Origin of the sequence: Candidatus Dactylopiibacterium carminicum, from assembly GCF_014736495.1 — a bacterium.
GTDB classification, from domain to species: domain Bacteria; phylum Pseudomonadota; class Gammaproteobacteria; order Burkholderiales; family Rhodocyclaceae; genus Uliginosibacterium; species Uliginosibacterium carminicum.
On sequence record NZ_MDUX01000028.1, the window covers coordinates 1 to 16,510 of the forward strand.

General features: G+C 60.7%; 17 protein-coding genes and 1 pseudogene. 1 reads left to right on the forward strand and 17 read right to left on the reverse strand.

Going from position 1 to position 16,510, the window contains the following annotated elements:
* Positions 1-293 precede the first annotated feature (293 nt).
* The 10 genes from era to rpoE all read right to left on the reverse strand — a co-directional run bounded on the left by era (position 294) and on the right by rpoE (position 8,900).
* The gene (era, locus tag BGI27_RS09730) at positions 294-1,190 is read right to left on the reverse strand and encodes a GTPase Era (RefSeq protein WP_095524678.1); all 897 of its coding nucleotides are present in this window, start codon (positions 1,188-1,190) and stop codon (positions 294-296) included.
* The gene (rnc, locus tag BGI27_RS09735; RefSeq protein WP_095524679.1) at positions 1,187-1,867 is read right to left on the reverse strand and encodes a ribonuclease III; all 681 of its coding nucleotides are present in this window, start codon (positions 1,865-1,867) and stop codon (positions 1,187-1,189) included. The genes era and rnc overlap by 4 nt, the downstream gene beginning before the upstream one ends.
* Positions 1,864-2,214: a DUF4845 domain-containing protein gene (locus BGI27_RS09740; RefSeq protein WP_095524680.1), complete on the reverse strand. Its 351-nt coding sequence runs from the start codon at positions 2,212-2,214 to the stop codon at positions 1,864-1,866. The genes rnc and BGI27_RS09740 overlap by 4 nt, the downstream gene beginning before the upstream one ends.
* Positions 2,215-2,231: 17 nt before the next feature.
* On the reverse strand, positions 2,232-3,050 hold the full coding sequence (lepB, locus tag BGI27_RS09745) for a signal peptidase I (protein ID WP_095524681.1): 819 nt from the start codon (positions 3,048-3,050) through the stop codon (positions 2,232-2,234).
* Between the two features lie 21 nt (positions 3,051-3,071).
* Complete coding sequence (gene lepA, locus BGI27_RS09750; RefSeq protein WP_095524682.1) at positions 3,072-4,865, reverse strand: translation elongation factor 4; 1,794 nt, start codon at positions 4,863-4,865, stop codon at positions 3,072-3,074.
* A 103-nt stretch (positions 4,866-4,968) separates the two neighbouring features.
* Entirely contained in the window at positions 4,969-6,381 is a 1,413-nt protein-coding gene (locus BGI27_RS09755; protein WP_095524683.1) for a Do family serine endopeptidase, read from the reverse strand.
* Positions 6,381-6,791, reverse strand: coding sequence for a SoxR reducing system RseC family protein (locus BGI27_RS09760; protein ID WP_095524684.1), 411 nt, complete (start codon positions 6,789-6,791; stop codon positions 6,381-6,383). The genes BGI27_RS09755 and BGI27_RS09760 overlap by 1 nt, the downstream gene beginning before the upstream one ends.
* A 12-nt stretch (positions 6,792-6,803) precedes the next feature.
* Positions 6,804-7,772 carry a MucB/RseB C-terminal domain-containing protein gene (locus BGI27_RS09765; protein WP_095524685.1) on the reverse strand — a complete coding sequence of 323 codons (969 nt, stop codon included), beginning with the start codon at positions 7,770-7,772 and terminating at the stop codon, positions 6,804-6,806.
* Positions 7,772-8,299 carry a sigma-E factor negative regulatory protein gene (locus BGI27_RS09770; RefSeq protein ID WP_095524686.1) on the reverse strand — a complete coding sequence of 176 codons (528 nt, stop codon included), beginning with the start codon at positions 8,297-8,299 and terminating at the stop codon, positions 7,772-7,774. The genes BGI27_RS09765 and BGI27_RS09770 overlap by 1 nt, the downstream gene beginning before the upstream one ends.
* Position 8,300: 1 nt before the next feature.
* On the reverse strand, positions 8,301-8,900 hold the full coding sequence (rpoE, locus tag BGI27_RS09775; protein WP_095524687.1) for an RNA polymerase sigma factor RpoE: 600 nt from the start codon (positions 8,898-8,900) through the stop codon (positions 8,301-8,303).
* Between the two features lie 201 nt (positions 8,901-9,101).
* On the opposite strand from rpoE, the pseudogene nadB reads away from it, so the two are divergent.
* Positions 9,102-10,578 (forward strand): annotated as a pseudogene (gene nadB / locus BGI27_RS09780) (L-aspartate oxidase).
* Here nadB and BGI27_RS09785 read toward each other — a convergent pair.
* The 7 genes from BGI27_RS09785 to plsX form a co-directional block, all read right to left on the reverse strand.
* Complete coding sequence (locus tag BGI27_RS09785) at positions 10,543-10,977, reverse strand: protein YgfX (RefSeq protein WP_095524688.1); 435 nt, start codon at positions 10,975-10,977, stop codon at positions 10,543-10,545. The pseudogene nadB and the gene BGI27_RS09785 overlap by 36 nt on opposite strands.
* A 60-nt stretch (positions 10,978-11,037) precedes the next feature.
* Entirely contained in the window at positions 11,038-12,276 is a 1,239-nt protein-coding gene (fabF, locus tag BGI27_RS09790; protein ID WP_095524689.1) for a beta-ketoacyl-ACP synthase II, read from the reverse strand.
* 38 nt (positions 12,277-12,314) lie between these two features.
* A complete protein-coding gene (gene acpP / locus BGI27_RS09795; protein ID WP_095524690.1) occupies positions 12,315-12,554 on the reverse strand; it encodes an acyl carrier protein in 240 nt (79 codons plus the stop codon).
* A 106-nt stretch (positions 12,555-12,660) separates the two neighbouring features.
* Positions 12,661-13,407, reverse strand: coding sequence for a 3-oxoacyl-ACP reductase FabG (gene fabG, locus BGI27_RS09800; protein ID WP_478210100.1), 747 nt, complete (start codon positions 13,405-13,407; stop codon positions 12,661-12,663).
* A 12-nt stretch (positions 13,408-13,419) separates the two neighbouring features.
* Positions 13,420-14,370 (reverse strand): ACP S-malonyltransferase, encoded by a 951-nt coding sequence (gene fabD / locus BGI27_RS09805; protein ID WP_095524692.1) that lies wholly within the window; start codon positions 14,368-14,370, stop codon positions 13,420-13,422.
* Between the two features lie 11 nt (positions 14,371-14,381).
* On the reverse strand, positions 14,382-15,347 hold the full coding sequence (locus BGI27_RS09810; protein WP_095524693.1) for a beta-ketoacyl-ACP synthase III: 966 nt from the start codon (positions 15,345-15,347) through the stop codon (positions 14,382-14,384).
* A gap of 12 nt (positions 15,348-15,359) precedes the next feature.
* Positions 15,360-16,400 carry a phosphate acyltransferase PlsX gene (gene plsX, locus BGI27_RS09815; RefSeq protein WP_095524694.1) on the reverse strand — a complete coding sequence of 347 codons (1,041 nt, stop codon included), beginning with the start codon at positions 16,398-16,400 and terminating at the stop codon, positions 15,360-15,362.
* Positions 16,401-16,510: the final 110 nt, after the last annotated feature.

Below are 16,510 nucleotides of genomic sequence, written 5' to 3' on the forward strand. Positions count from 1 at the left end.
GCCCCGGCTCACATTTCGGTCGGCACGTTGGCTCAGTTTTACTTCGGCGCCGACAACTGCTGGTGGGCAGTTGCTGCTGTTCGACGTCTCGGGGTACTGATCAAATCAGTACCGTCCCAAAGCAAAGGCCGGCAACTGCCGGCCTTTTTTGTTCCCTGTACTATGGCTCAATTCGCTTTAGACATACGAAAGCGGATGGGCCTGAATTTATCCCCAAGTTTGCAGGGAAATTTTTTTCGCGGCGCTTCAGCTACCTTGCGGTGCCGGGCTTTTTCTTGCGGCCAGAAGGCGACTTATCCGTCGTATCCGAGCGACTTCAGCGCCCGCTCATCATCAGCCCAGCCACTTTTCACCTTCACCCAGGTTTCCAGATACACCTTGCCGTCGAAAAGCCGTTCCAGCTCCACACGTGCCTCACTGGAGATCCGCTTGAGCGTGACGCCACCACGGCCGATCACGATGCCCTTGTGCCCGGCCTTGTCGACGATGATTGCAGCGAAGATGCGGCGCAGGTTGCCTTCAACCTCGAATTTCTCGATCTCCACGGTCATGCCGTAAGGCAGCTCCTCCCCCAATAGACGGAACAGCTTTTCGCGCAGGAATTCGGCCGCAAGGAAGCGTTCACTGCGATCAGTGATGTCATCCTCGTCGAACAGTGGCTCTCCCTCGGGCAGATAGCGACCCAGGGTAGCCAGCAGCTCGGGCACATTGCTGCCACGCTCGGCGCTGACCGGCACGATCTCGGCAAACGGAAACTCGGCAGCCATCTTTTCCATGCAAGGTAACAGACGGCTTTTGTCCTCTTCGAGGTCGACCTTGTTGATCACCAGCACCACCCGGCCCTCTGGTGGCAATAGTTTCAGCACCTTCTGGTCATCCGGGCCGTAACGTCCGGCCCCGATGAGGAACATCACCACATCCACCTCTTGCAGCACCTGCCCCACCGTGCGGTTCATGGTGGCATTCAGCGCATTGCGGTGACGGGTCTGGAAGCCTGGCGTGTCGACAAAGATGAACTGGCAACGATTCTCGGTCAGCACGCCAGTGATGCGGTGACGCGTGGTCTGCGCCTTGCGCGAGACGATGCTGACCTTCTGCCCCACCAGCCGGTTGAGCAGCGTGGATTTGCCGACGTTCGGCCGCCCGACGATGGCAACCATGCCCGTGCGGAATGCTTGTTCTTCACTCATGCCTTGATCTCTGCAAGGACCGCTGCCGCGGCCTGTTGTTCGGCAATGCGCCGGCTGCTTCCGCGGCCTGTGCTGCGGAGGGAAAGCGCCTCGACCACACAAGCCACCTCGAACTCCTGCGCATGCGCTGCGCCATGCGTCGCGCACAGTTCATAACGTGGCAAGGGCAGGCGGCGCCCCTGAAGCTCTTCCTGCAAGGCAGTCTTGGGATCCTTGAGGCTGTCCAGACTGGCCGCGGCAAGCGCCGTGGCAAGCAGACGCTCGATCGTCCGGCGAGCGGGTTCGAAACCACCGTCACGATAGATGGCGCCGAAAATGGCCTCCACGGCATCTGCGAGCATTGAGGGGCGCTGCTGACCACCGTTACGTACTTCGCCCTCACCCAGGAGCAGGTATTCACCCAGGCTCAACTCCAGCGCAACGCCATGCAGACTGTCCTGACAGACCAAGCGAGCGCGCAGACGGGAAAGTTCGCCCTCCCTGGCCTGCGGGAAGCGCTCGAACAACGCCATCGCTATGACCATGTTGAGCAGGCTATCGCCCAGAAATTCCAAGCGTTCGTTGTGGTCGGCAGCATAGCTGCGGTGAGTGAGCGCCTGCCGCAGCAGCGCTGGCGTTGCAAATCGATAGGCCAGTGCTTGCTCTAGAGCCTCGGTCCTGGAAACAGCCTGACTCACTCGGAAACCACGTGAAAATCGAAATACAATCCGGCATTGCCGAACAAGGGCACCTCGCGCCGATAGCTGGTCTCCAGGATCACTCGGCCGCCTTCCTTGGTCACGAGAATCGAATCCTTGTCCACCGAAGTGATGTCGTTGGCGTAGGCGTACTTCCAGAATTCATTGCGGAAGGTCGCCGGCGGCAGGGAGGGATCCAGTGCAGTGGTAACTCCGGCAAAAGCCTTCTTGACGCCAAAATACTCGGAATACACCGGCACCAGCTTGAAGGCCAGGATCAGCAGGCTCATCAGCACGACGCCGACAATGAGTGTGGAAATCAGCGAGAGACCTCGTTGGCTGTGCATGGTGCCACCCTCCCGAATCAATTGAAACGACCGATACGGCTGAAGCTTATCCCAGCCGGCGGAATCATGCTGTCCGCGTGGCACCAGATAAAGAACGCACGTCCGACGATGTTCTGATCCGGCACGAAACCCCAGACGCGCGAATCGGCACTGGCGTCACGGTTATCCCCCATCACGAAGTAATGCCCTTCCGGCACGGTACAGCTGACGCCGCTGCCACTGTAATTGCAATTGCCGGAGTAGGCATGGCGCAACAGCTGGTATTCCGGAATGAAGGCCTGGGCATCGCGATGGTTGAGCACCGAATGTGGCTTGTCGCCGATCTGTTCCTCGAAGCGCTGGAAGACATCCAGCGTATTCGGGATCAAGTAATCCGCTTCCTGCTTCACGGGCACCACCTGACCATTGATGGTCAGACGCTTGTTGATGTACTCGACGCGATCTCCGGGCAGGCCGATCACGCGCTTGATGTAATCCTGCGACGGGTCGAGAGGATAGCGGAACACCATCACGTCACCACGCTGCGGCTGACCGACCTCAATCACCTTCTTGTTCAGCACCGGCAGGCGCACGCCGTAGGCGTACTTGTTCACCAGGATGAAATCGCCGACCTGCAGGGTCGGATACATTGAGCCCGACGGGATGCGGAAAGGCTCGATCCAGAAGGAACGCAGCATGAAGATGGGCAGGATCACCGGGAAGAAACTCGCCCCGTACTCCACCCACCAGGGGTCCGGCGTTCCCTTGGTACGGCGCTTGCGCGCCTTGAATACATCGTAGAACCACAGCACACCGCTGAGCACGCTGAGGACGAACAGGATCAGGGCAAAATCCACTTGGGCTTCTCCATTCCCGGGTTATTTGTCGTCGGTGCGAAGCACCGCAAGGAAGGCTTCCTGGGGGATTTCCACATTCCCCACCATCTTCATGCGCTTCTTGCCTTCCTTCTGCTTCTCCAACAGCTTCTTCTTGCGCGTGATGTCACCACCGTAACACTTAGCCAGCACGTTCTTGCGCAATGCCTTGATGGTTTCGCGCGCAATGATGTGCGCACCAATGGCTGCCTGCACCGGAACGTCGAACATCTGGCGTGGAATCAATCCGCGCAGCTTCTCCGCAAGTTCACGACCACGATACTGGGCGCTGGCACGGTGCACGATCACCGACAGCGCATCGACCTTCTCGCTGGAAACCAGCACATCGAGCTTGACCACGTCGGCGGCCCGATATTCCTTGAAGTCGTAGTCCAGCGAGGCGTAACCACGCGAGACGGACTTCAGGCGGTCGAAGAAATCCATAACGACCTCGGCCATCGGCATGTCATACACCAGCTTCACCTGACGGCCGTGGTAGTGCATGTCTACCTGGCTGCCACGCTTCTGGTTGCACAGCGTCATCACCGGCCCCAGGTAGTCCTGCGGTACGAAGATCGTCGCCGTGATCATCGGCTCCCGGATTTCCTGATACTTGGAAACCTCGGGCAACTTGGCCGGGTTCTCCACCTTGATCACCGAGCCATCGTTGAGCACCACCTCATAAACCACCGTCGGTGCCGTGGTGATGAGATCCATGTCGAACTCGCGCTCCAGGCGCTCCTGCACGATCTCCATGTGCAGCAGACCAAGAAAACCGCAGCGGAAACCGAAGCCCAGAGCCTGGGAAACTTCCGGCTCGTACTGCAGCGAAGCATCGTTGAGTTTGAGTTTTTCAAGCGAGTCGCGCAACTGGTCGTACTCGCTGGATTCAACCGGATACAGGCCGGCAAAGACCTGCGGCTTGATCTCTTTGAAGCCCTCCAGCGGCTGGGTCGCCGGGCTGGAAGCGAGCGTGATGGTGTCACCTACCTTGGCCGAGCCCAATTCCTTGATACCGGCGATCACGAAACCCACCTCACCCGCCCGCAACGCATCGCGCTGCACGGACTTCGGGCTGAACACACCAACCTGTTCGCACAGATGCTGCGCACCGGTGCTCATGAACAACAGTTTGTCCTTGGGACGCATCTCCCCGTCGACGACACGCACCAGCATTACCACACCGACATAGTTGTCGAACCAGGAATCGATGATCAGCGCTTTCAACGGCCCGGTCGGATTGCCACGCGGAGCCGGCACCTTGGCGACGATCATCTCCAGAATGTCTTCGACCCCCATTCCGGTCTTCGCCGAGCACGGGATCGCCTCGGTGGCATCGATGCCGATCACATCCTCGACTTCCTGCCGCGCACCATCCGGATCCGCCGAGGGCAGGTCCATCTTGTTGAGTACGGGCAGCACTTCCACACCCAGCTCGATCGCCGTATAGCAGTTGGCCACCGTCTGCGCCTCCACGCCCTGGGTGGCATCCACCACCAGCAGCGCGCCTTCGCAAGCGGACAAGGAGCGACTGACCTCATAGGAAAAGTCGACGTGCCCCGGTGTGTCAATCAGGTTCAGGTTGTAGACCTGCCCATCCCTGGCCCGGTAACTCAATGCCGCAGTCTGTGCCTTGATGGTGATGCCGCGCTCGCGCTCCAGATCCATGGAGTCGAGCACCTGCTCTTCCATCTCACGGTCGGACAGCCCACCGCAGATCTGGATGAGACGGTCCGCGAGCGTGGACTTGCCATGGTCAATGTGGGCGATGATCGAGAAATTGCGAATGTGCTGCATGCCTTGGGCCGGATTGCGGGTTGAATGCGGAGGGCGTTGCGCCCTGTGCTAAAACGCTGAAAAAGCGGGCGATTATAGCCGATACGAAGCGCCTCGCCGACGCTCAATGTGCAGGCAAGCGCAGGGCAACAAAACTCTGGCTGGGGCCACGACGCACGCGCAACCCGAGGGCGCCTCCCTTGGGCACGTCGGCCAGCAACTGATCGAACTGCCTGGGTGACACCACAGCATGCGAGCGGCCACGAATCACCAGATCGACAACCGCGTCCCCCGCCTTCAGCTCGGCACGCGCAGCAGCACCCGCCACCCGCGTAATCACAACGCCGCCAGCAGGTAGCTCCAGCGTCTGACGCTGCTCGCGCGTGGGCTCGGCCAGTAACAACCCCAGTCGGTTGGCTCCGGGAGGCAACTTGTCCGACCGCTGGACAACAGCTTTCTGTTCGTCGGGAAAACTCGTCACCTCCAGTACGGCAGACTGCATGCGCCCATCCCGCCAATACTCCAGGTGCGAACGGGTTCCCGGCCGCGTTGCGCTCACCACCCGGGGCAGCTCGACAGAACTCTCGATCCGGCGTCCATTGAAGGCCAACAGCACATCACCGACCAGAATGCCGGCCCGTGCCGCGGGACCGCCCGCCTCCACTTCACTGACCAGTGCCCCACGCGCGGCGGGCAACGCGAAGCTCTCCGCCAGATCCTGCGTGACCTCCTGGATCAGCACACCGATACGGCCGCGATTGACCTTACCGCTTTCGCGCAGTTGGGCTTGCACATCCATCGCCACGTCAATGGGAATGGAAAAAGACATCCCCATGAATCCGCCGGTACGGCTGTATATCTGCGAGTTGATACCGACGACTTCGCCGGCGAGATTGAACAGCGGCCCTCCCGAATTGCCCGGGTTGATGGCCACGTCGGTCTGGATGAAGGGCACCAAAGACTCATCCGGCAGTGCACGCCCCTTGGCGCTGACGATGCCGGCCGTCACCGAACTTTCAAAGCCGAAGGGGGAACCGATCGCAAGCACCCAGTCACCCACACGCAGTCGCGCCGGATCTCCCAGACGCGCAACGGGGAGACGCTCCGCATCCACCTTCAACAAGGCCACATCGCTGCGCGTATCCGCGCCCACCAGCCGGGCCAGATATTCGCGTTTGTCCGCCAGACGCACCAGGATCTCGGTCGCATCCTCCACAACATGTGCATTGGTCAAGATGTAACCATCCGGTGCAATCACGAAGCCCGATCCTACGGAGCGACCATCGTCTTCGACACCCTCGCCATCATCGGTATCCGGTCTGGAAGGCAACAGCTTGCGTAACCAGGAAGGCAGATCGGGTTTGGCCTCGGGTTGTAGGAAAGGCGCTGAAGTCTGCGCCGGAGCACGCACGGCACTGATGTTGACAACCACGCCAGCCTGTGCTGCCGCCAGCGTCGCGAATTCAGGAAGATTCCGCGCAGACGCGGACATCGTGCCGCCCAGCAGGCAGCAACACAGCAACAGGACGCGCAGCATCAGGAGATCACTTGTGCGATACAGGGGCGCGCCAGACGCAGCCACCCCATATGACGGGCCAATCGCAAGCCTAGCAGACTCAGTACCAGACCGGCCAGCGCAACCATGGCCACGACAGGATCCGGCCAGCCGGACAAAGTGGCTCCGCCGGCCGCCAGCAGCAGCACCAGCAAAGGGGTCGCGTACGCCAACAGAGCCGCACGTGCTGCCTGCCCTTCCGGCAGATCGACGAGCACCCGCTGGCCTGCGCGGGCACGAGCCGGGTTATCCAGCCAATATTCACTGCAGCCGCCTTCGCTACCGCCACCGCAACCACCCGGTTCAGTGCAGCGCCCGCAGCCACCCTGGCGACGGACCTGTACCACGGCCTGCGCGGCCTCGACCCTGACGACAACCCCTTCCACCCGCACCCCGGTCTCCGCTTACGGCTTGCGCCGTTCGACACCGTAGGCAACTAGGCGCAAGGCTGCTTCAGGCACCTCGCCCATTACCGTGATCACGTAGTCGCCGCTGGCACGACGATAGATACTGGTCGATCCGGCATGCAGGGTGCTGTCCTGCAGTACCAGCGGCGAATTGCCCATTGCTCGCTCAACGAACACGGACAGGTTTACCAGGCCATCCGAGAAGACGGCATGTACCGCCTGCACGCCGTCACGACGGACCACGCGTTTGACCAAGGAAACCTCCCGGAAGCCTGCAGGCAGGGCCTTGAAAGTCCAAGGCACATCCTCGGGGCGCAATTCCTCACCACGCGCATCCACCACACGCCAGTCAGCCGACTGTGTCGTACGCGTACGCAGGAGGTCGGCGTCGATGTTGCCGCCGGGGCGAATTTCGGTGAAGGTAAATTGCTCCACCATGCTACTATGGGGCCCTTGCATGCGGGCCTTGAGCAGCAGACCACTGGCTATATCGATCCACAGGGTATGGCCATAACGCAGCTCATCCCGAGGTTCAAGCTCCAGCACCTTGGCCTTGCGTCCCGCCACGCGCCCTGCCCCCAGTTCACGGATCTGATAATGCTCGCGCAACTGACTCGGGTTGATACTCAGGCGACCAGGCTGGCGCCCGAAGGGAACTCGGTCCAACACCAGTACCTTGTCTTCGGGCAGATAGCAGTGGACGTCCTCATTGTGGCGCACGACCTCGCGTGGCGCACCATCCAGAGTCTCCAGACGCTCGCGTTCGCCGGAAGCATCGACCAACCGCGCAATGCGGGAAGTTTCTGACCGCCCCTGGCTCTGATAGACGAACACGCCTTCGAAGTTCAGGCTGCGCGAAGCTTGGTTCATCTTCTGCAACCACTGCTCGACTTCATATCCTGCCAGCGCCTGTGTTGAGGACAGGCCGGCCAGCAGGCTCAGCATACCTGCACACAAAAACTTCATCAGCGCGTACCCATCCGTTCGTCACTGACCGTACGGATCGATGCCGCCACGCCGACTGGCGAACCCATCACCGACGCGCGATGCGCCATGAGATAGGCGCGATCATCGATGTCCTGATCGGACACCGGAACGATCTCAGCAACACCGGGCGCAGTGACAGGCTGTACCGCAACCGTAGCCATGCCAGCGTCGACCGACGCGGCAGGCCAAAGACTCAGCCCCATCCAGACTGCCATCACGACCCCGGAAACTGCTGCAGCCATCGCATACCAGGGCGGATGCCGGAATCGCGGCTTCGCAGCGACGGGCGCAAGTACCGTAGGCTCCTGCTCCAGCCCAACCATGACCCGCGCAGTGAAGTCTTCGCCGAGGCAAGGCTGAGCCTCTTCGCGCAATGCATCGCCGATCAGCCAGTAGGTGCTGCAGCAAGCCCGCTGCGCAGCATCCCGTGGAACACTTGCCACCAAACGTTCTGCCTCTTGTGGAGCCAGTTCGCCATCGATCCAGCCAGATATCTGCTCTTTCATCTCACCACCTTTTATCGGGCGCCACGTCCAGCAAGGGCCGCAAACGCTCGGAAATCGCCTCACGCGCCCGGAAAATCCGCGACCGCACGGTTCCTATCGGACAATCCATCACGGTCGCAATCTCTTCGTAACTCAATCCCTCGATCTCGCGCAGCGTGATCGCCGTACGCAGATCGTCGGGCAGGTCTGCCAGTGCCAGCTCCACGGTCTGGCCGATCTGCTTGGTGTGCAGCAGGCGCTCGGGGGTATCTGCATCTCGCAGCAGGTCGCCCTCGGCATACTGTTCAGCATCATCCAGCTCGATCTCCGTACTCGTGGGCGCACGGCGCCCCTTGGAAACAATGTAGTTCTTCGCGGTGTTGATCCCGATCCGGTAGAGCCAGGTGTAGAAGGCACTTTCACCCCTGAAAGAGGACAGCGCCCGGTAGGCCTTGATGAAGGCTTCCTGGGTCACATCCTCGACCTCTGCCGGATCACGAATCATCCGTGACAGCAACCGTCCCAGCTTGCGCTGATACTTGCTCACAAGCAGGCCAAAGGCCTGCTTGTCGCCGCGCTGCACTCGCTCGACCAGTTGCTGATCAATCTCTCTGTCACTCATCGGCTTCGGTTAAAAGTCATTCACTCGGGAGCGGATGCGCGAGTATAGCCGAAGCGTCCGGGTGTTCCTGCCCGCTCTGACTGAGGGAGTCCGGGTAAAGTTCAGCCGGACATGCGCAGGATTTGCGCAACAACAACTGGAGTCGTTCCGCCAACAGGAATAGGATTACGCCCTCATTCAGAAGCTCCCTGGAGTCCCCGCGTGGACCGCTACGACGTACTCATTCTTGGCAGCGGCCTGGCCGGCCAATCACTGGCCCTGCATCTGGCAGAAACCCATCGGATCGCCCTCGTCACCAAGCGCAAACTCGAAGATGGCGCCAGTTCGCATGCTCAGGGTGGGGATCGCGGCAGTGATCGATCCCAGCGACTCAACCTCCTCGCACTACGAAGACACCCAGATCGCCGGCGCTCATCTGTGCGATCCGGCAGCCACCCGTTTCGTGGTCGACAACGGCTCACAAGCCATTGCCTGGCTGCGGGAACAGGGCGTGCCCTTCACGCCGGACCCTGAGACTTCCTGGGGCATGCATCTGACACGCGAGGGTGGCCACAGCCATCGACGCATCGTGCATGTGGCCGACGCCACGGGGGCTGCGGTACAGGAAACGCTGACTGAACGCGTCAAGCGCCATCCGAATATCCACATCCTGGAAGACCATGTGGCCATCGACCTCATCGTCGGCCATAAGCTGGGCACACCGGAAGCCGGCTGCCTGGGAGCCTATCTGCTGGACTGCAATACCAATCACGTACGTGCGGTAGGTGCTGCCCATACCGTATTGGCCACTGGGGGCGCCGGCAAGGTGTATCTCTACACCACCAACCCGGATACCTCCACTGGCGACGGCATAGCCATGGCCTGGCGTGCAGGCTGCCGCATCAGCAATATGGAGTTCATCCAGTTCCATCCGACCTGCCTGTACCACCCTCAGGCGAAGTCTTTTCTCATTTCGGAAGCCGTGCGAGGTGAGGGTGGCGTGCTGCGCCTGCCTGACGGCACACGTTTCATGCCGCGGCATGATCCACGCGGCGAGCTCGCGCCTCGGGATATCGTCGCCCGTGCCATCGACTTCGAGATGAAGAAGCGCGGTATCGACAGCGTCTTTCTCGACATCTCCCACAAGAGTCCGGAATTCCTGCACGAGCACTTTCCCAACATCACCGCGCGCTGCCTGGAGCTAGGCATCGACATCACACGGGAGCCGATTCCGGTCGTCCCGGCAGCGCACTACACCTGTGGTGGCGTACAGATCGACCTGCGCGCCCGTACCGACTTGCCGGGTCTCTATGCCATCGGTGAAACCACCTGCTCCGGCCTTCACGGCGCCAACCGCCTGGCCAGCAACTCACTGCTCGAATGCGTGGTGTTCTCCCAGGCCGCGGCCCGGGATATCCGTGCCAACAAGCGCCCGATCCCCGAAGACCTGCCAGCCTGGGACGAAAGCCGCGTCTCCGATGCTGACGAGGAGGTCGTAATTGCACACAACTGGGACGAGCTGCGCCGTTTCATGTGGGACTACGTCGGCATCGTGCGCAGCGCCTTACGGCGCAAGGAGTCCCGCGGCCTGCACTTCTCCAAGGATTACCCGCAGATCGCAGCAGCCGCACGCCCCACAGTGCTCAACAATCCACGCTGGCCCTCAGGCTTGCGGCGCTGGGGACAGGAGGAGACGTAACGTCCGTCGCAGGCGGCGCCAATCGTCCGCAGACAAGGCATCACGCATCAGGGCGACCTTGCCGCGCCGGCCGCTGGCGCGCTCGCGCCAGCTCAACACGACCAGGTGACTGGATTCGAAGCAGCCCGCCTGCAGATCGACTTCAAACCTGCCTTGCGCTGTCTCCAGCAGCCATGACTCCGGCCCTTGCTGCAGGCATTCTCCGCGCAGGCGTTTCCATTCCCGCCATTGCCACAGCACCGACAGGACGATGCCCAGCAATACCGGCAGTTTGATCGGCACAGCCACTTGCGATGGCAGTATCGCCAGCAATGGCAACCCATGCATCACGGACAAAGTGATCAGCAACAAACGGGAACGCTTCAGGGGCAGTGACAGATGCAACAAAGGCGCCGACATGAGTCAGGCGCCTTTGTCAGGGATCGAACCGGGCTGGACCACACCGATGCCCGACCAGAATCAGATCTTGCGGAACACCAGCGTGCTGTTGGTGCCACCAAAACCGAATGAATTGGAGACGACCACATTAATAGCCATCTTGCGTGCCTCATTCGGCACGTAATCCAGATCGCACTCCGGGCTGGGGTCGACGAGATTAATCGTCGGCGGCGCGATCTGATCGCGAATCGCCAACACCGAAAACACCGCTTCAATACCAGCAGCGGCGCCCAACAGGTGGCCCGTCATGGATTTGGTGGAACTCATCGCCAGCTTGCTGGCATGGGCACCGAAACAACGCTTCGCCGCCAACGTTTCTCCCACATCGCCAAGCGGCGTGGAGGTGCCATGCGCATTCACGTATTGCACCTCATCCGGCGCGACACGGCTGTTACGCAGGGCGTTGATCATGCTGCGAGCAGCCCCCTCCCCCCCTTCGGCCGGAGCCGTGATGTGGTAGGCGTCGGAGCTCATGCCATAACCTGCGACTTCGGCATAGATCTTCGCCCCCCGAGCCTTGGCATGTTCATACTCTTCGAGCACGAGAACGCCAGCCCCTTCGCCAAGGACGAAACCATCGCGATCCTTGTCCCAAGGACGGCTTGCCCCTTGCGGATCATCGTTGCGTGTCGACAACGCCTTGGCCGAGCAGAAGCCGCCCAACCCCAGCAACGAAACAGTGGATTCGGCACCACCGGCAATCATGATGTCGGCATCGCCATATTCGATCAGGCGCTGTGCCTCACCGACGGAATGCGCTCCGGATGCACAAGCGCTGACCGTGGCGAAGTTCGGCCCCTTGAAGCCATAGTTGATCGACAACAGGCCAGAAACCATGTTGATGATCGAACCCGGCACAAAGAACGGGGAAATCTTGCGCGCACCGCCTGCGGCGATGGCATGCATGGTGTCTTCGATCAGCGGCAGGCCACCGATTCCAGACCCGATACAGACACCGATACGCTCGGCATTGTCCGGATGCTCACTGATGCCGGCATCCTTGATGGCATCGATCGCTGCGGCAAGGCCATAATGGATGAAGGTATCGAAACGGCGTGCTTCTTTCGAAGAAAGATAGGCCGCAACATCGAAATCCTTCACCTCACCGGCGATACGGGTGGTCAGCGAGCTGGCATCGAACCGGGTCACCGGTCCGATGCCGGAACGACCATTGACGATACTGTCCCAAGCGGAAGCAACGGTATTACCGACCGGCGAAATGATGCCGAGGCCGGTCACAACAACTCTGCGACGCGTCAAAGGTCACTCCTCAAAGCTAGATGCGAAAGCTGAACGAATCAGGCCTTCAGATGAGCGGAGACGTAGTCGATCGCCTGCTGCACACTGGTGATCTTCTCGGCTTCTTCGTCAGGAATCTCGCACTCGAATTCCTCTTCCAGCGCCATGACCAGCTCAACGGTATCGAGCGAATCAGCACCCAGATCGTCGACGAACGAAGACTCGTTTTTGATGTCGGCTTCGTTCGCACCCAGTTGCTCAGCAACGATCTTGCGGACGCGCTGTTCGATGTTCTCCATGAATTACTCCTTCAGTAAAGGCTGACAGTAATAAAAAACCCGCTAATCTTAGCAGAATCAGGCCACAACTTCAGCCATCTCCGCCGTTCGTCAAGGCACGGCAGGGTTATGCCATGTACATCCCGCCATTGACGTGAATGGTCGCACCAGTGATGTAGCTCGCTGCCGGCGAGGCGAGAAAGCCTACCACGGCGGAAATTTCTTCGGGGCGCCCGAGGCGGCCGAGTGCGATCTGGGATTGCAGCATGTCACGCTGCGCATCCGGCAGGTCGCGAGTCATGTCAGTATCGATGAAGCCAGGCGCCACACAGTTGACGGTAATGTTACGGCTGCCCAGCTCGCGTGCCAGAGCACGCGTCATGCCTGCCACGCCTGCCTTGGCCGCAGCATAGTTGGCTTGTCCGGCGTTGCCGGACGCACCCACCACGGAAGTGATATTGATGATACGGCCCGCGCGGGCTTTCATCATGCCGCGCATCACCAGCCTCGACATGCGGAATACCGCCTTGAGGTTGGTATCGATCACGGCCTCCCACTCCTCGTCCTTCATGCGCATGGCGATGTTGTCGCGTGTGATGCCTGCATTGTTGACAAGGATCCCCAGGGCACCGAACTCAGCCTCACAGGCACTGACCGCTGCTTCGCAGGCTGCGGCATCGGTCACATTCAGGGCGATGCCACGCCCTTTGAAACCACCTTCTTCCAGAAACGCGGAAATCGTAGCCGCGCCTTCTGCAGAAGTGGCCGTGCCAACCACCGTTGCGCCGGCTTGCGCCAGGTCCAGGGCAATGGCACGACCGATACCACGTGTCGCACCCGTGACGAGGGCAAACTGGCCTTCCAGTGCTTTCAAAATACGCTCTCCTTAAACGGACGAAATCTGTTCACGCACACGCAGCAAGGCTTCAGCATCCGTGACAGCCTCGACCGCAAGTTCGCCATTGATACGCTTGACCAAACCGGCCAGAACCTTGCCCGGACCGAATTCACAGACAGTACGGATACCGCGCGCGCCCATCGCCTCGACACTCTCGATCCAGCGTACCGGGCTGTAGGCCTGGCGCACCAGCGCATCGCGGATGGCTGCCGGCGAGGTTTCGGTTTTTACATCAACATTGTTGAGCACCGCAATCTCGGGCTCGGTGATCGTCACTGCGGCCAGACGCTCGGCCAGACGCTCAGCCGCAGGCTTCATCAAAGCGCTATGGAAAGGCGCGCTGACAGGCAGCGAGACCGCACGCTTGGCACCACGCGCCTTGCATGCTTCCATGGCACGCTCGACGGCCGCTGCGTGACCCGCGATCACGATCTGCACAGGGGAATTCATATTGGCGGGCGCCACGATCTGCCCTTGAGCAGCTTCGGCACAAGCCTCGATCACCAGCTCAGGTGCCAGATTGAGGATTGCAGCCATGCCGCCCTCACCCACCGGCACAGCTTCCTGCATCACCTGAGCACGAAAACGCACCAGCTTGACGGCCTCCGCGAATTCGATGGCTCCGGCAGCCACCAGCGCAGCGTATTCACCCAGAGAATGGCCGGCCACCAAGGCAGGACGCACACCGCCACGGGCCAACCAGGCACGCCAGACGGCGATACCCGCTGTGAGCATTACAGGCTGGGTATTGATAGTCTGCCCCAGCAACTCGACAGGGCCATCAGCCACCAGTTGCCACAGATCCTGCCCCAGTACCTCGGAAGCCTCGGCAAACGTCTCGCGCACGGCGGCATCGTCGCCAAAGGAGGTCATCATGCCGACCGACTGGGAGCCCTGGCCGGGAAAGACGACAGCGAATTGTTCCAATGTATTGCTCATTTCCCGATTCCTCAGATCCGCAACAACACAGCACCCCAGGTGAAACCGCCACCCACACCTTCGAGCAATACAGTCTGACCGGGCAGGATGCGTCCTTCACGCACCGCCACATCCAGCGCCAGTGGCACGGAAGCAGCAGAAGTATTCCCGTGACGATCCACGGTCACGATGACATTCTCTTCACTCAACCCCAACCGTTTTGCCGTTCCCTGCAGGATGCGCACATTGGCCTGATGCGGCAGCAGCCAGTCGAGCTGCTCCAGCGGCAACGCAGCCTGCTCAAGCACCTCGCGCGCCACGTCGGCCAACACCCGGACGGCGAACTTGAATACAGCCTGTCCGTCCATGCGGATGAAGGGACAACCAACCAGCGAACCACCTTCCGGATGACTCGGCACAGACAGAATGCCGTGCTGCGTGCCATCGGCATGCAATGCGGAGGCCAGGATGCCCGGCGTGTCGCCCGCTTCCAGCACTACGGCACCAGCACCATCGCCGAACAGAACGCAAGTGGAGCGATCACTCCAGTCCAGAATGCGCGACAGCGTCTCGGCGCCGATGATCAATGCACGCTTGTGGCTACCGGAACGCAGAAATTTGTCAGCGATCGTCAGCGCATATACAAACCCGCTGCACACTGCCTGCACATCAAACGCCGGTGCACCCGCAGGAACACCCAGCGCGCTCTGCACGAGACAGGCCGTACTGGGGAACACCATGTCCGGTGTCGTAGTCGCCACGATCACCAGATCGATATCGGCCGGCCGCAACCCAGCGGCCTCCAGCGCACGGCGTGCGGCTTCGGTTGCCAAATCGCTGGTGCTTACACCCTTGTCGGCCAGATGGCGGAAGCGGATTCCGGTACGCTCTGAAACCCACGCATCGGAGGTTTCCACACCACGCGCAACGAGATCGTCATTACTGACAGGCGCGCCCGGAACGATGCTGCCAGTACCGATCACACGGGAAAAAATCATGCTTTCTTCCTGTTACTCGGCACCCAGGCGCTCGGCCCCGGCAGCCGCGTTGGTAAACCCGCCAACGCTGGCGGAGATGCGTTCGATCAGATTGTTGCGCGCAGCCTCGGCTGCACGGCGCATCGCCCATACGTATCCGAACACGTCCGCCGAGCCATGGCTCTTGACCACCACGCCACGCAACCCCAGCAGACTGGCGCCATTGTAACGGCGCGGATCGAAACGCTTCTTGAAACGACGCAACACCGGCATAGCCAGCAAAGCAATCAGCTTGGACAGCAGCCCGCGACGGAATTCCTCACGCAGGTAGGTCGTCACCATATGCGCCACACCTTCTGCGGACTTCAACGCCACGTTACCGACAAAACCATCGCATACCACGACATCCGTAGTGCCCTTGAAGATGTCATTACCTTCAACGTTGCCATAGAAGTTCAGGCCCGAGTTGCGCAGCAGCTCGGCGGCCTGCTTCACCACTTCATTGCCCTTGATGTCTTCTTCTCCGATATTGAGAAGACCGACGGACGGCGCATCACTGTGCTCGACAGCCTCGAGCAACTTGGATCCCATGATCGCGAACTGCAGCAGATGCTCGGCCGTACAGTCGACGTTGGCGCCAAGATCAAGCATGTAGGTCTGACCACGCATCGACGGGATGATCGTCGCGATGGCAGGTCTGTCGATGCCCGGCAAGGTCTTGAGCACGAAACGCGAAATCGCCATCAGGGCGCCGGTATTGCCGGCGGACACCGCGGCATTGGCCTCGCCAGCCTTGACCAGGTCAATGGCCACGCGCATCGAAGAATCCTTCTTGCTGCGCATAGCGATGGCAGGTGCATCGTCCATACCGACAACCTCACTGGCATGCTTCACGCGCAGACGCTCGCCGAATTGTGCGGCACGAGCCTTAAAGGCGGGGTCGAATACTTCGGGGCGGCCAACAAGCACCACCCGCACATCCTTGTCTTCCCGGAGGAATTCGAACGCGGCGGGGATCGTCACGGACGGGCCGTGATCGCCGCCCATGCAGTCAATCGCGAGGGTGATGGACATCTAGACGAAATCAGAAGACGCGCGAAAGCCGCCCCGCTATCCGTTCAAACGGACACAGCAGGCCGGCTCCGGGCTGAAAACACGCGACTGCAAGCAAGGTCACAGCGCGA

Bases quoted from the DNA above. Each gene is read 5' to 3' on its own strand.
- era (WP_095524678.1), bottom strand. From the start codon at position 1,190: ATGAGTGAAGAACAAGCATTCCGCACGGGCATGGTTGCCATCGTCGGG.
- BGI27_RS09740 (WP_095524680.1), bottom strand. From the start codon at position 2,214: ATGCACAGCCAACGAGGTCTCTCGCTGATTTCCACACTCATTGTCGGC.
- lepA (WP_095524682.1), bottom strand. From the start codon at position 4,865: ATGCAGCACATTCGCAATTTCTCGATCATCGCCCACATTGACCATGGC.
- BGI27_RS09755 (WP_095524683.1), bottom strand. From the start codon at position 6,381: ATGCTGCGCGTCCTGTTGCTGTGTTGCTGCCTGCTGGGCGGCACGATG.
- BGI27_RS09765 (WP_095524685.1), bottom strand. From the start codon at position 7,772: ATGAAGTTTTTGTGTGCAGGTATGCTGAGCCTGCTGGCCGGCCTGTCC.
- BGI27_RS09770 (WP_095524686.1), bottom strand. From the start codon at position 8,299: ATGAAAGAGCAGATATCTGGCTGGATCGATGGCGAACTGGCTCCACAA.
- rpoE (WP_095524687.1), bottom strand. From the start codon at position 8,900: ATGAGTGACAGAGAGATTGATCAGCAACTGGTCGAGCGAGTGCAGCGC.
- BGI27_RS09785 (WP_095524688.1), bottom strand. From the start codon at position 10,977: ATGTCGGCGCCTTTGTTGCATCTGTCACTGCCCCTGAAGCGTTCCCGT.
- acpP (WP_095524690.1), bottom strand. From the start codon at position 12,554: ATGGAGAACATCGAACAGCGCGTCCGCAAGATCGTTGCTGAGCAACTG.
- fabD (WP_095524692.1), bottom strand. From the start codon at position 14,370: ATGAGCAATACATTGGAACAATTCGCTGTCGTCTTTCCCGGCCAGGGC.
- BGI27_RS09810 (WP_095524693.1), bottom strand. From the start codon at position 15,347: ATGATTTTTTCCCGTGTGATCGGTACTGGCAGCATCGTTCCGGGCGCG.
- plsX (WP_095524694.1), bottom strand. From the start codon at position 16,400: ATGTCCATCACCCTCGCGATTGACTGCATGGGCGGCGATCACGGCCCG.